This window comes from Arthrobacter yangruifuii (assembly GCF_009192775.1).
Taxonomy (GTDB): Bacteria; Actinomycetota; Actinomycetes; order Actinomycetales; family Micrococcaceae; genus Arthrobacter_B; species Arthrobacter_B yangruifuii.
Window position 1 is genome coordinate 574,546 of record NZ_VTFX01000004.1, and the last position, 13,232, is coordinate 587,777.

The window sequence follows — 13,232 nt, forward strand, 5'->3', positions numbered from 1 at the left end:
AAAAATGCACGTTTGTATTTCGGCTTCACACTATATCGTTTGGTTTCCGAAGACTAACCGGAACCGCGGCGGCGCAGGTGGTTTTAGCGCGCGAGGCCTACGACAATCTGCGTGAGAATTGATACGAGGATGAACAGGACCAGGAACGCCAGGTCCAGCGCGACTCCGCCGAGGCGAAGCGGCGGGATGATGCGCCTCATCAGCCGGACGGGCGGGTCCGTGACACCGTACACGCCCGTGGCGAGTACGAGTGCGGGGCCCTTGGGCCGCCACTGCCGGGCAAACATCTGCACCGCGTCATAGACGATCCGCAGAATAAGTGCGAGCTGGAAGAGCACCAGCACCAGGTAGACCAGGGGAAGAATGATATTCACGCGAAGGCTTTCATTTCCGGAAGTCGGTTGGCAGCCTCTGCGGACCGTTGGTACGGCGCCGCGTTAGCTCTGGTTGAAGAAGGCAGACTGCGATTCACTGATCTTCTTGTCGTCTCCCAGAACTTCCACGTAGGAAGGCGAGAGCAGGAACACCTTGTTGGTGACACGCTCAATGCTACCGCGCAGGCCGAAAACGAGGCCGGCGGAGAAATCGACGAGCCGCTTGGCGTCTGCTTCTCCCATGTCGGTGACGTTCATGATGACGGGGATGCCGTCACGGAAGCTTTCGCCGATGATCTTGGCGTCGTTGTAGGACCGGGGATGGACGGTCGTGATCTGGCGCAGGCCCGACACGTCCTCACGGGACGACGGTGCTCGCTTGATGGGTGTCACGGGTGCGCGGTACTCCTCTACTGCATTGCGGACGACAGGGGCGGGAACGGCCTCCGGAGCCTCCTCGTCGGGCTCGTGGGCGGGAGCAAAGTCTTCCTCCCGGGCAGGGGCTTCCCGCAGGTGCCGCTGTTCGGACTCGTAGTGCTCGTCACCATCGGCGAGCCCAAGGTAGATCATTGTCCTGCGCATTGCGCCAGCCATGGTTGCTCCTCATAATCCTTCAACGCCGGTGACCGTGACGGTACTGCTACCGTACGAACGGTACTGCCCGGCGGCTGTCTGGTGTTCGTACTTTGACGCTACCGCACGTGCGGGCGCGGGCCCAGAACATCGGAGCCGATCCTCAGGTGTGTCGCTCCGTGGGCGGCGGCCGCCTCGAGGTCCGAGCTCATGCCTGCCGAGATATTCCGCGCGGAGGGATGGTCCGCCTGCAGCTGTTCCGACAGCTTCCGCAGATGCGCAAAAGCCTCGCCCGCGTCCCCGCCCAGCGGTGCCACCGCCATCAGGCCGGACAGCGCCAGCCCCGGGGTCCGGGCGACGGCTTCGGCCAGGCGCGGCAGGTCTGCAGGGGCCGCCCCTCCGCGTCCCGGGTCCGCATCGCGTGCCGGGGCCGTGCGCAGATCCACCTGCAGGAAACAGTTCAGGTCCGGGCGGGGTGCCCGCCCTTCGCCGTCGAGCCGCCGCTGCTCGGCGGCCATGGCCTTCCCCAGAGCGGTCACCAGGGACAGGCGGTCGACGGAGTGGACGGAGGTGGCGTAGCGGACCACGGACTTGGCCTTGTTGGACTGCAGCTGGCCGATAAAGTGCCAGCTCAGGGACAGCGGGGACAACTCGGCAGCCTTTGCTGCGGCTTCCTGGTCCTTGTTTTCACCGACGTCCCGCACCCCGAGCCCGGCGAGGATCTCGACGTCGGACGCCGGGAAATACTTGGTGACAACGATGAGGTGCGGTTCCGCGGCGTCGGCGGGGCGGCCGGCGGCGGCGATCCGTTCCCGGACGCGCTGCAGCCGGTCCCGCAGCTCATCGGCCCGGGAGGAAGGGGTGGAGAGTAAATTCATGGTCTTTCCATTATCCCCGGCGCAGTGCGGGTGGCGGGCGCAGGGGCAGGGGCGTTGCAGAATCGGGGGCGTCGCAGAATCAGGGGCGTCGCCAGATCACGCCGGCAAAGCGGCCGGCAGCGGGACTCCGGCGATGGGAGAACAACTCCTCATTCTCCAGCGTGCATCCCGGGACCCGCTCCACTGCGACGCCGAGTCCGGCAAGCTGGGCTTCGGCACCGGCTGGCAGGTCAAGGGCTGGCGTGCCGCTGCGGGTGGTGGCCGTTACCGCCGGCAGCAGGGCGGCTGATTCGGCCTGCATGGCGGCAGGAACCTCGTAACACCGCCCGCAGACGCAGGGACCGATCCAGGCCCGTAGTCCGGTTCCGCCGGCCGCACGCATCCGCCCCACCGCGGCGGGCAGGATGTTGTCCAGCAGTCCGCGGCGGCCGGCATGCACAGCGGCCGTGACGGGCACTCCGCCGGGGCCTGTGCCGGCCAGCAGGACCGGAACGCAGTCGGCAACCATCACCGCCAGCGGCGCGCCGCCGTCGGCACTGATCAGGCCGTCCGCCGTGGGGGCTTCGCCGCCGGGTTCCCCGGCCTCCGCCACCACGGCGGAGTGGATCTGGTTCATAAAGCGCAGCGAACCGGGAGAAATCCCCATGGCCGCCTCAAGGGCCGCCCGACGCCGAAGGACCGCGTCCGGGGCATCGCCGACATGCAAAGCGAGGTTGCCCGCGGAGGTGTTGGTGAAGCCCACCTCCAGGTTGTCGCCAACCCGGCTGTGCCACCAAAACATCCGGGACAACCCCGCCGTCATGTTCAGCTGTTCTTACGCTGTTTTGCCGTCAGTCTTCCTACTTCAGGAAGTCCGGCACATCCAGGTCATCCGGACGGCCGGTGGACAGATCAGATTCCACTACTGCCGGAAGATCGATATCGAAGCCGGCATCCGCCGGAACATCGTTGTGCTGGTGCGACCGCTGGGACCAGGCCGAGAGGCCTGCGGAAGCCGGGACGGTAGCCCCGAAGCCGCCAGCAGCTGCTGCCGAGGCAGGCGGTGCAGCGGGCTCGGCCGGCTTGTGCTGCGCCGGCTGGGAGGTGACGTCCACCTGGTCGAAGCCTGCGGCAATTACGGTGACCCGTGCTTCATCACCGAGGGCATCGTCAATGACGGCGCCGAAGATGATGTTGGCTTCGGGATGGGCCACTTCCTGGACCAGGCGTGCAGCTTCGTTGATCTCGAACAGGCCGAGGTCGGAGCCGCCCTGGATGGACAGCAGCACGCCGTGTGCGCCGTCAATCGAGGCTTCAAGCAGAGGAGACGCTATTGCCAGCTCCGCAGCCTTGACTGCGCGGTCCTCGCCGCGGGCCGAACCGATACCCATGAGGGCCGAACCGGCGCCCTGCATCACGGACTTCACATCCGCGAAGTCGAGGTTGATCAGGCCCGGGGTGGTGATCAGGTCGGTGATGCCCTGAACGCCGGAAAGCAGGACCTGGTCCGCGGAGCGGAAGGCGTCCAGCATGGACACGTTGCGGTCACTGATGGAGAGCAGACGGTCATTCGGGATGACGATCAGCGTGTCGACTTCTTCACGCAGCGTATCGATACCGGACTCGGCCTGGTTGGAACGGCGCCGGCCTTCGAAGGTGAAGGGGCGGGTCACAACGCCGATGGTCAGGGCGCCGAGGGAGCGGGCGATCCGTGCAACAACGGGAGCGCCGCCGGTACCCGTACCGCCGCCTTCGCCGGCGGTCACGAAGACCATGTCCGCCCCGCGGAGGACTTCCTCGATCTCCTCGGCGTGATCCTCGGCAGCCTTGCGGCCCACCTCGGGATCAGCGCCGGCGCCCAGGCCGCGCGTGAGTTCGCGTCCGACGTCAAGCTTCACGTCGGCGTCGCTCATCAGCAATGCCTGGGCATCGGTGTTGATGGCGATGAACTCCACGCCGCGGAGGCCTACATCGATCATCCGGTTGACGGCGTTCACGCCACCGCCGCCGATGCCGACGACCTTGATGACGGCCAAGTAATTCTGCGGTGCTGCCACGTCCTGTGTCCCTTGTTCGAATCTCTGCAACTTGATGTTTTCTGCAACTGCATGTTTTGCTGCGCAACTGCCAGCCTTCGGCCGCTGCGTATGTCCTGCGAACCGGCCCTGCCTGCAGACCGGTTCCCGGCCGCCGGCACCCATGATCCCCCGCAGTGCGGGATTTTCACTGGCTGCCCGGCCGAAAACCTTGAACCGACAAAACCCTAACCCTCAGGTTGAGGGTTATAGTTATGTCAAGTAATTCATTACTTTGAACGCTATGGGGCCGACGGCACTTGCGCAAATACCGCCCCCGCGTGTCGGCCGATTCTTTCCGAACGGCCTTTTCGTGTCGCCTGCGGCCGGCCGCAGGTTTCCGCGGTAAAACGGCGTGCGGTTCCCGCCCGGATCAGCGGGTCACCGGCCGCTCCGGGGTGCTGACGTCGTAGACGGCCACCGGCGGATCCGACGGTTTCATTTTCAGGAGCGCCTCCAGCACGCGCGCCTTCGCTTCATTGGCATCGGCACTCCCCCAGAATACTGTCTGGCCGCTGTTGAGCTTCAATTCGATCGAATCAACTGTCTGGGCGGAAGCGTTCTCCAGCCGGCCGAGCACCTCCGGCGGAAGCGTGGCAAGCACGGCTGTGATGCTGGGGAAGACCTTCGCGTTCACGGCCTCGCCGCCCCCGGCAATCAGCGGAAGCTGTGCCGCCGCCCGGTCCGGTACCGCAGCCAGCCGGCGGCCCTCCTCGTCAATGAGGACATGTCCTCCGCCCTCCTGCAGGACAGCCACGGGAACGCGTTCCGTCACCGTGACCACCAGGGTGGAGGGAGGCTGTGCCGCCACCTTGATGGTGTCGATTTCCGGCCGGTCTTTCAGCAGCTGTTCCACGTCGGCATCGGAGATGGTGGGCAGGGTCTGCCCCTTCAACGGTTCCAGTGCCGCCGCGGCCTGTTCCTGCGGCAGCAGCGACGTCCCCTCGACCACTACGGTCTTCAGGGCCAGCATCGGCGAAAAGTACAGCAGGGCAAAAAACAGGCCTGTAGCGACCAGGGCGGACCCGGCCGTGATCCAGGCCAGCCGCCGCCGCCGGCGTGCGGGCGGCTCCGGGAACGCCAGCACTGTTCCGGCGGTGCCGGGGCCGCCGGACGGTGCACCGCCGGCGGGGCGCTGGGACACCGCGGCGCGCCGCTCCGCCTGGGGAGCCGCCGACTTCGCGGCAGGCCTGCCTGCGGACGTCACTGCAGGGTTGCCCGCAGGCGCCGCCGCGGACCGGCGTGCAGAACTGTCCGCGGGGGGCTCCGGGTCCAGGGCGCGGGTGGCCGTGATGGTTTCATCGCCGCTCCCCCGGCGCTTCCTACCGGCCATCGGCGGCGTTTCCGGCGGAGGCGGCGGAGGCGGCGGAGCGGGCCGGGACGGCTGCCAGGCGGGCTACCAGTTCGGCACCGAGGCCGGTGACGTCGCCGGCTCCGACCGTCAGGATGATGTCGCCGGCATCCGCGCCGTCGGCAACCTGCGCCACAGCCTGGTCCGCAGTGCCGGCGTATCCGCCGGTGACGTGCAGGCGGGAGGTGATCAGTTCACTGGTAACCCCGGCGATGGGGTCTTCCCGGGCCGGATAGATGTCCAGCACGGTGGCCGTGTCAGCCAGATCGAGCGCCGCGGCGAACTCCGCGGCGAAGCTGCGGGTCCGGCTGAACAGATGGGGCTGGAACAGCACATGCACCCGGTGTGCGCCGGCGACCGTGCGGGCCGCCTTGAGCGCTGCCGTGACTTCGGTGGGGTGATGGGCGTAGTCGTCGAAGACCTGCACCCCGCGGGCGGCGCCCCGGAACTCGAAGCGCCGGGCGGCACCGGAGAAGGTGCCCAGGCCCGCCGCGGCCACCTGCGGGTCCACGCCCAGCTCCAGGGCCACGGCAAAGGCCGCGGCCGCATTCAGGATGTTGTGGGCGCCCGGAACCTGCAGGACAAGCGGAACCTCGGCCACGCGGCCGTCGGCCGTGTAATGCAGGGTGCTGACCGAGCCGGCGCCGTCCGGCCGGGTGTCCGAAACGCGGACTTCCGCGTCCTCAGCGTAACCGTAGGTCACCGCGCGGACATCCGGGCTGCGGTGCACCAGGCTGGCCGCACCGGCGTCGTCGGCACATGCCACCAGGAGCCCTTCCGGCGGCAGCAGCGCCGCGAAGGCGTCGAAGGAGGCAAAGACCGCTGCCTCGGTGCCGTAGTGGTCCAGGTGGTCGGCCTCGACGTTGGTGACCACGCTGATGCGCGGGGTGTAGTTCAGGAAGGACCCGTCGGATTCATCGGCTTCGGCCACAAACACCGGTCCGGCGCCGTGGGCTGCGTTGACGCCGAGTGCGGCAACATCGCCGCCGATGGCGAAGGACGGATCCAGTCCGGCCCCGCGCAGCATGACGGTGATCATGGCCGTGGTGGTGGTCTTGCCGTGCGTTCCCGCCACCGCCACCAGGTCCTGCGAACCCATGGCCGCGGAGAGGGCGACGGAACGGTGGATGATCCGCAGTCCGCGGGACCGGGCCTGCGCAAGCTCCGGGTTCGTTTCGCGGATGGCCGTGGAGACGACCACGGTGTCGGCATCCGCCACGTGGGCGGCGTCGTGCCCTAGGAATACCCGGGCCCCCAGTGCTTCGAGGGCGCGCAGCCCCGGGGAGTCCTTGGCATCGGAGCCGGACACGGGAATGCCCTGTGCCAGGAGCACCCGGGCTACGGCCGACATTCCGGCGCCGCCCAGGCCGATGAAGTGGACCTGTCCCAGATCCTTTGGGTTCAGCCGGTTCATGCCTGTGACCTATCGCTTGCTTCGAGGATGAATGCCGCCATCCGCTGGTCCGCGTCGCGGATACCCAGCGCCGCCGACGCCGTGGACATCGCGTTCAGCGCCGCCGGATCGGCCAGCAAAGGTATCAGCCTCTCGGAAATCCAGTCAGCTGTGAAGAGGGAATCGGCAACCGTCAGTGCTCCGCCCGCGGCCACCAGGGCTTCGGCGTTGAGGGCCTGCTCGCCGTTGCCGTGCGGCAGCGGGACCAGGACCGCGGGAAGCCCGACGGCACTGATTTCGCAGACCGTTCCGGCTCCGGAACGGGCCAGCAGCAGGTCCGCGGCCGCATAGGCCTGTTCCATGCCGTCAATGTATTCCACCTGGGTATAGCCGCGCGCGGCAACGGGATTGCCGGCGGCGTCCACCAGGGACTTGCCGCGGCCGGTGATGTGCAGTGTCTGGATGCCGGCAGCGGCCAGCGCCGGAAGCGCCCGTTCCACGGCGCGGTTGATGCTCGCGGCACCCGAGGAGCCGCCGGTCACCACCAGCGTGGGCCGGTCCTGCTCAAGTCCCAGGGCCGTCCGCGCCGCATTCCTCGCGGCGGCACGGTCCAGTCCGGAGATTTCCCGGCGCATCGGCATGCCCACCCAGATGGCCTTCGGCAGCTTGGTGGCTTCAAAGGCGACGCCGGTGACGTCGGCGAAGCGCGCGCCCACGCGGTTGGCCAGGCCGGGACGGGCGTTGGCCTCATGCACGATCACCGGGAGGGAGCGGCGGCGCGCGGCCAGGTACACCGGAGTGGAGACATAGCCGCCCACGCCCACCACGACGTCGGCCTGCGCCGCGTCCAGGATCTGCCCGGCCTGCCGGACGGCACGGACCAGGCGGGACGGGAGCCGGACCAGGTCCGCGGAGGGACGCCGGGGCATGGGCACCCGGTCGATGGTGGCCAGCTCGTAACCCGCTGCCGGCACGAGCCGCGCTTCCATTCCCGAGGCGGTCCCCACCACGGTGATGCGGGCGTCGGGGCGGTGCGCCCTGACGGCATCGGCAATGGCCAGGAGCGGGCTGATGTGCCCGGCGGTGCCGCCTCCGGCCAGGACTACGGACAGGGAGTGCTGCGTCATGGAGCTGTTGGTTCACTTTCGGGGATTTTGCGGGCAAAGGAGAGCAGGACGCCGACGGCGGCAAGCGTGAAGGTCAGGGAGGATCCGCCGTAGGAAATAAACGGCAGCGGAACACCGATGACGGGCAGCAGCCCGGTGACCATGGCAATGTTCACGGAGGCCTGGCCGATGATCCAGACCAGGATGGCGCCGCAGACGATGCGGATGAACGGATCGGTGTGGCGCATGGTGACCCGCACAGTGGCGATGGCAAGGACCGCGAAGAGGCTGACCACCACCAGCGTGCCGAGCAGGCCGAACTCTTCGCCGATGATGGCGAAGATGAAGTCATTGTGCGCTTCCGGGATCCAGTTCCATTTCTGCCGGCTCTGTCCGATGCCGACGCCGAGCCAGCCGCCCGAGGCCAGCGCGTACATGCCGGCATTGGCCTGGTCGCACAGGCCCGTGCTGCAGTCCAGCTGCAGCCAGGCGCTGATGCGGCTGGAGCGGTTGCTGCTGACCAGGGACATCAGGACCGCTCCGAAGGCCGCCCCTGCGCCCAGGACACCGAGGAAACGCAGCGGTGCTCCGGCGAAGAACAGCGCCGCCATCATGATCATGCCCATAACGATCACGGTGCCGAGGTCGCTTCCGAGCATGACCAGGAGGATCAGGAGGCCGCCGCCCGGAACCACCGGTATCAGCGCGTGCTTCCATTCGTTGATCAACCGGCCCTTCATGGACAGGACCGCGGCGAACCAGATGACCATCGCCAGCTTCGCTGCCTCGGAGGGCTGCCCCGTGATGGGACCGATTTCGATCCAGTTCTTGTTGCCGTTGACTTCCTTGCCGATCACCAGCACCAGCACCAGCAGGATGAAAGCCAGGCCGTAGAGGAACCAGGCCAGGGCCCGGTAGTGCGACGGGCCCAGCCGCGACAGCCCCAGCATGGCAATGACACCTGCTGCGGCGAACATCGACTGCTTCAGGAACAGGTCGAAGGTTGTGGCCGCTCCGGCGTCGCTCCCGGCCGCCGCGGCAATGGACTCGACCGAGGACGCCGAGAGCACCATCATCAGGCCGATGGCCGTCAGGGCCAGGGTGGCGCCGAGGATCATGTAGTAGCTGGAACCCGTGGCGCTGCGTCCGCTTCCCTCCAGCAGGACGAGGAAGCGTTCCACCAGCGACGCCGGTTTGGCCAGCAGTTTCCCGCGGCGGTTTGCAGGGGCCGGTGTTGTTCCGGCCTTCGGGCCGGTTTTTGCCTCGCCCGTGCCGCCGCCGGCAGTGGCTGCGGGATTGCGGCGCAGGACCGGCTTGCGTTTGCTGCCGGTGGGCGTGGTAACCAATCTAGGGCTCCTTTGGAGTCTGTGCCTGTCCCGGTGCCTGCTGCTCGCCCACATACCCTGCGACGGCTTCGATGAAAGCCTCGCCGCGGTGGGCATAGGAAGTGAACTGGTCCATGGAAGCTGCTGCCGGAGCCATCAGGACGGTGTCTCCTGGTTCGGCCACGGCGGCCGCCGCAGCGACGGCACGGACCATGATCTCTTCGGCGCTGGTGACGGGCGCCGCGGGCTGTTCCCCAGTCTGCTCCTCCAGCGCGTGGATCACCGGCACATCGGGCGCGTGTTGCGCCAGCGCGGCCTGCAGCTCGGCGCTGTCGGCACCGATCAGCACCACCGCCCTGAACCGGCCGCGGTGTTCTGCCACCAGGTTGTCGTAGCTGACGCCCTTGGACAGGCCGCCGGCAATCCAGACCACACTGGAGAACGCAGCCAGGGACGCCGCTGCCGCGTGCGGATTGGTCGCCTTCGAGTCATTGACCCAGAGAATGTCGTTGAGGCGGGCCACCGGCTGGATGCGGTGGTTCCCGGGTGAGTAGGCGCGCAGTCCGTCGCGCACCGCCGCCGGTTCGACGCCGAAGGCACGCACCAGCGCAGCCGCCGCCAGGGCGTTGGCCACCATGTGCCGGGGGGCGTACTCCCCCAGATCGGACATGGCCGCGAGCTCTGCGGCGGAATCCTTGCGCTGTTCGATGAAGGCGCGGTCCACGAGCAGCCCTTCGACTACTCCGACCATGCTCACCGCCGGCACGCCGGTGGTGAAACCGACCGCGCGGCAGCCTTCGACGACGTCGGCTTCCTCGACCATGTGTTCGGTCTCGTACTGCTCGGCGTTGTAGATGCAGGCGACCTGCGTGTTTTCGTAGATCTTGGCCTTGTCGGCCATGTAGGCCTCGTAGGAGCCGTGCCAGTCCACGTGGTCTTCGGCGATGTTCAGGCACACGCTGGCCAGCGGGGAGATGGAATGCGTCCAATGCAGCTGGAAGCTGGACAGCTCCACCGCAATGGCGTCATAGCCCTCGGGATCGCGGATGGCGTCGAGGATCGGGGTGCCGACGTTCCCGGCGGCGATGGCGCGAAGCCCGGCGGCGCGGAGCATGCTTTCGGTCATGGTGACGGTGGTGGTTTTCCCGTTGGTGCCGGTGATCGCCAGCCACTGGGCCGTCCTGCGGCCCTCGCGGATCCGCACGCGCCAGGCCAGCTCGACGTCGCCCCAGACGGGAATGCCCGCCTCGGCGGCAGCTGCCAGCACCGGGTGCGTTGGCCGGAAGCCCGGGGAGGTCACCACGAGGTCGGGAACTGAGCCGTCGACCCGGGGCAGGCCTGCCACGGCGTCGGCACCCAGGAGGATGTCCGCAGCGCCGACAATGCGGAGGGTGTCCGCTTTGGCCCGGTTCTCGTCGGTGTCCCCGGCGTCCACCACCACTACCCGTGCGCCGAGTTCAATCAGGGTGTCGGCAGCGGAGAAGCCGGAGAGTCCGATGCCGGTGACCACCACGCGCAGTCCGGTCCAGTCTGCGTCCCACGTGGTCAGTTCCTCGAGGGGAGCACTCACAGTCCCACCACCCATTCCGCGTAGAAGATGCCCAGCGCCACGGCAACGCAGAGCCCGGCGATGATCCAGAACCGGACCACCACGGTCACCTCGGCCCAGCCCTTGAGCTCGAAGTGGTGCTGCAGCGGCGCCATCTTGAAGACGCGTTTGCCGCCGCTGATCTTGAAGTACCCCACCTGGATGATGACGGAGAGGGTGATGATGACGAAGAGCCCGGCAAGGATCACCAGCAGCAGTTCGGTCCGGGAAAGGATGGCGAAGGCGGCAATCGCACCGCCGATGGCCAGCGAGCCGGTGTCGCCCATAAAGATCTTCGCCGGGGCGGTGTTCCACCAGAGGAACCCGATCAGGGCACCGGCCATGGCGCCGGCCAGCAGGGCCAGGTCCATCGGGTCACGGACCTCGTAGCAGACGCCTTCGGCACCCGGTGAACCGCAGCTCTGGTTGTACTGCCAGATCCCGATCAGGAAGTACGCGCCGAACACCAGCACGGAGGCGCCCGCGGCGAGCCCGTCGAGGCCGTCGGTCAGGTTCACGCCGTTGGTAGTGCCGGTGATGATGATCAGGGACCAGATCACGAACAGGATCGCACCGATCACGGAGCCGGCGAAGGCCAGGTCAAAGCCGGTGTCCCGGATGAAGGAGACCGCGGTGGAGGCCGGGGTCCTTCCCTGATCATTGGGGAACTGCAGGGCCAGCACGGCAAAGGTAATGCCCACCACGGCCTGCAGGATGATTTTCGCCCGGGCGTTCAGGCCCAGACTGCGCTGCTTGGAAATCTTGGTGTAGTCGTCAATGAAGCCGACCATGCCCATTCCCACGGTGAGCAGCAGGACCAACAGTCCGGACGCCGTCGGGCTGAAGGATCCGAAGCCCAGCATGCCGCTGATGAGGTGGGTGATGAAGTACGCGGCGACCACCGAGGCAACAATGACGGCGCCGCCCATGGTCGGGGTGCCGCGCTTGGTGTGGTGCGAGGTGGGGCCGTCGTCGCGGACGAACTGGCCGTAGCCCTTCCGCACCAGGAAACGGATGAACAGGGGTGTTCCGGCAAAGGCGAAGACCAGAGCCAGCGAAGACCCTACAAGCAGGGAGATCACAGGTTCTCTCCTCCGGTCCCTTCGGTGCGCGCCGGCTCGGACGCCGGATCAGTTGCTGCGGACGGTGGTACAGGGGACAAGGCTATCCGATCGCCGAGGAAGCGCAGGGCCGCCCCGTTGGAGGATTTGAACAGGACAAGGTCGCCGGGGGCGAGGGATTCCCGGAGGATACGCTCGGCGTCCTCGGCGGTCTCCACGAAGGTGGATTCCTCTCCCCAGGAGCCCTCCATCACCGCACCGGTGTGCATGGCACGGGCCCCGGTGCCCACGACAATGAGTTTGGAGATATTCAACCGGACCGCGTAGCGGCCGATGGCGTCGTGCTCGGTGACGGAATCCTCGCCGAGCTCCAGCATTTCGCCCAGCACCGCCCAGGTGCGCCGTTCCCGGCCGAGCTCGGCGAGGGTGCGCAGGGCGGCGCGCATGGATTCGGGGTTCGCGTTGTAGGCGTCGTTGATGACAGTGACGCCGTCGGCGCGGTCGGTGCGCTCCATGCGCCACCGGCTTGCCGCGGTCCGGCCGGACAGGCCGGCAGCGATGGCTGCACCGGGAATCCCGGCGGCGTAGGCGGCTGCGGCGGCCGCCAGGAGGTTGGCTGTGTGGTGGGCGCCGATCAGTCCGGAACGGATCTCGTGCCGGCTGCCGTCGGGCAGCAGGAGCGTGAAGACCGGCCGGCCCTGGCTGTCCGTCCGCGCGTCGAGGGCGCGGACGGCGTTCTTGGCGCCGTGTGCTTCCTCCGGCGAGGAGGTGAAATAGAGGACCGGGGCCTGGGTGCGCTCGGCCATCGCCGCAACGCGGATGTCATCGGCGTTGAGGATGGCGGTGCCGCCGGCGGGCAGGGCTTCAACGAGTTCACCCTTGGCGACGGCGATGTTGTCCACGCCGCCGAACTCGCCGGCGTGGGCGGACCCCACGAAGAGGACGACGCCGATGTCCGGTTTCACCATCTCCGCCAGGTAGCGGATGTTGCCGATGCGGGTGGCGCCCATCTCCATCACCAGGTAGCGGGTGCCGTAGCCGGCGGTGAACACAGTCAGCGGCAGGCCCACTTCGCCGTTGTAGGAGCCGACCGGAGCCACGGTGGGTCCGGAGGGCTGCAGGATCCCGGCCAGCAGGTCCTTGGTGGTGGTCTTTCCGGCTGAGCCGGTGATGCCGATAACGGTTAGCTCGCCGTGCGCCCGGAGCCGGCGCACGATCTCCGCTGCGAGGGCACCCATGGCCAGGACGACGTCGGGCACCATCACGGCAGGGTAGGGATCCCCGGCGTCGTCGGACACCGGCCGTTCGACAAGGGCCAGCAGGGCACCGCGGGCGAAGGCCGCGTCCACGAACAGGTGGCCGTCGGAGTTCTCGCCGGGCTTCGCTATGAACAGCGATCCCTGAACGGTTTCGCGCGAATCCGTGGTGGCGGATGTCACGACGATACCCGGAGTCCGTGCGGCCGGGCCGATCAGCTCGCCGCCTGTAATTGCCGCTATTTCGGCTGCATTTAGTTCAATCATGACGAT

At 67.7% G+C, this 13,232-nt stretch carries 12 protein-coding genes; all 12 read right to left on the minus strand.

Going from position 1 to position 13,232, the window contains the following annotated elements; translation table 11 throughout:
* Window positions 1–83: 83 nt before the first annotated feature.
* The 12 genes from GD627_RS10610 to GD627_RS10665 all read right to left on the minus strand — a co-directional run bounded on the left by GD627_RS10610 (window position 84) and on the right by GD627_RS10665 (window position 13,226).
* Window positions 84–374: a YggT family protein gene (locus tag GD627_RS10610; RefSeq protein ID WP_146362454.1), complete on the minus strand. Its 291-nt coding sequence runs from the start codon at window positions 372–374 to the stop codon at window positions 84–86.
* A gap of 63 nt (window positions 375–437) precedes the next feature.
* The gene (locus tag GD627_RS10615) at window positions 438–968 is read right to left on the minus strand and encodes a cell division protein SepF (protein WP_146362455.1); all 531 of its coding nucleotides are present in this window, start codon (window positions 966–968) and stop codon (window positions 438–440) included.
* Between the two features lie 98 nt (window positions 969–1,066).
* Complete coding sequence (locus GD627_RS10620) at window positions 1,067–1,825, minus strand: YggS family pyridoxal phosphate-dependent enzyme (protein WP_152272450.1); 759 nt, start codon at window positions 1,823–1,825, stop codon at window positions 1,067–1,069.
* Between the two features lie 79 nt (window positions 1,826–1,904).
* The gene (locus tag GD627_RS10625; protein WP_343032391.1) at window positions 1,905–2,627 is read right to left on the minus strand and encodes a purine nucleoside phosphorylase YfiH/LACC1 family protein; all 723 of its coding nucleotides are present in this window, start codon (window positions 2,625–2,627) and stop codon (window positions 1,905–1,907) included.
* Between the two features lie 37 nt (window positions 2,628–2,664).
* Entirely contained in the window at window positions 2,665–3,861 is a 1,197-nt protein-coding gene (gene ftsZ / locus GD627_RS10630; protein ID WP_146362457.1) for a cell division protein FtsZ, read from the minus strand.
* A gap of 391 nt (window positions 3,862–4,252) precedes the next feature.
* Entirely contained in the window at window positions 4,253–5,212 is a 960-nt protein-coding gene (locus tag GD627_RS10635; RefSeq protein ID WP_152272451.1) for a cell division protein FtsQ/DivIB, read from the minus strand.
* Window positions 5,202–6,644 (minus strand): UDP-N-acetylmuramate--L-alanine ligase, encoded by a 1,443-nt coding sequence (gene murC / locus GD627_RS10640; RefSeq protein ID WP_152272452.1) that lies wholly within the window; start codon window positions 6,642–6,644, stop codon window positions 5,202–5,204. The genes GD627_RS10635 and murC overlap by 11 nt, the downstream gene beginning before the upstream one ends.
* Window positions 6,641–7,750: an undecaprenyldiphospho-muramoylpentapeptide beta-N-acetylglucosaminyltransferase gene (gene murG / locus GD627_RS10645; protein ID WP_152272453.1), complete on the minus strand. Its 1,110-nt coding sequence runs from the start codon at window positions 7,748–7,750 to the stop codon at window positions 6,641–6,643. Before murG ends, murC begins: the two co-directional genes overlap by 4 nt.
* Complete coding sequence (locus GD627_RS10650; RefSeq protein ID WP_246165430.1) at window positions 7,747–9,075, minus strand: FtsW/RodA/SpoVE family cell cycle protein; 1,329 nt, start codon at window positions 9,073–9,075, stop codon at window positions 7,747–7,749. Before GD627_RS10650 ends, murG begins: the two co-directional genes overlap by 4 nt.
* 1 nt (window position 9,076) lies before the next feature.
* Window positions 9,077–10,639 carry a UDP-N-acetylmuramoyl-L-alanine--D-glutamate ligase gene (murD, locus tag GD627_RS10655; protein WP_152272455.1) on the minus strand — a complete coding sequence of 521 codons (1,563 nt, stop codon included), beginning with the start codon at window positions 10,637–10,639 and terminating at the stop codon, window positions 9,077–9,079.
* On the minus strand, window positions 10,621–11,724 hold the full coding sequence (gene mraY, locus GD627_RS10660; protein WP_146362463.1) for a phospho-N-acetylmuramoyl-pentapeptide-transferase: 1,104 nt from the start codon (window positions 11,722–11,724) through the stop codon (window positions 10,621–10,623). Before mraY ends, murD begins: the two co-directional genes overlap by 19 nt.
* Complete coding sequence (locus tag GD627_RS10665) at window positions 11,721–13,226, minus strand: UDP-N-acetylmuramoyl-tripeptide--D-alanyl-D-alanine ligase (protein ID WP_152272456.1); 1,506 nt, start codon at window positions 13,224–13,226, stop codon at window positions 11,721–11,723. The genes mraY and GD627_RS10665 overlap by 4 nt, the downstream gene beginning before the upstream one ends.
* Between the last annotated feature and the right edge of the window lie 6 nt (window positions 13,227–13,232).

Bases quoted from the DNA above. Each gene is read 5' to 3' on its own strand.
- murG (WP_152272453.1), bottom strand. From the start codon at position 7,750: ATGACGCAGCACTCCCTGTCCGTAGTCCTGGCCGGAGGCGGCACCGCC.
- murC (WP_152272452.1), bottom strand. From the start codon at position 6,644: ATGAACCGGCTGAACCCAAAGGATCTGGGACAGGTCCACTTCATCGGC.
- GD627_RS10635 (WP_152272451.1), bottom strand. From the start codon at position 5,212: ATGGCCGGTAGGAAGCGCCGGGGGAGCGGCGATGAAACCATCACGGCC.
- GD627_RS10615 (WP_146362455.1), bottom strand. From the start codon at position 968: ATGGCTGGCGCAATGCGCAGGACAATGATCTACCTTGGGCTCGCCGAT.
- murD (WP_152272455.1), bottom strand. From the start codon at position 10,639: ATGGGTGGTGGGACTGTGAGTGCTCCCCTCGAGGAACTGACCACGTGG.
- GD627_RS10625 (WP_343032391.1), bottom strand. From the start codon at position 2,627: ATGACGGCGGGGTTGTCCCGGATGTTTTGGTGGCACAGCCGGGTTGGC.
- GD627_RS10620 (WP_152272450.1), bottom strand. From the start codon at position 1,825: ATGAATTTACTCTCCACCCCTTCCTCCCGGGCCGATGAGCTGCGGGAC.
- GD627_RS10665 (WP_152272456.1), bottom strand. From the start codon at position 13,226: ATGATTGAACTAAATGCAGCCGAAATAGCGGCAATTACAGGCGGCGAG.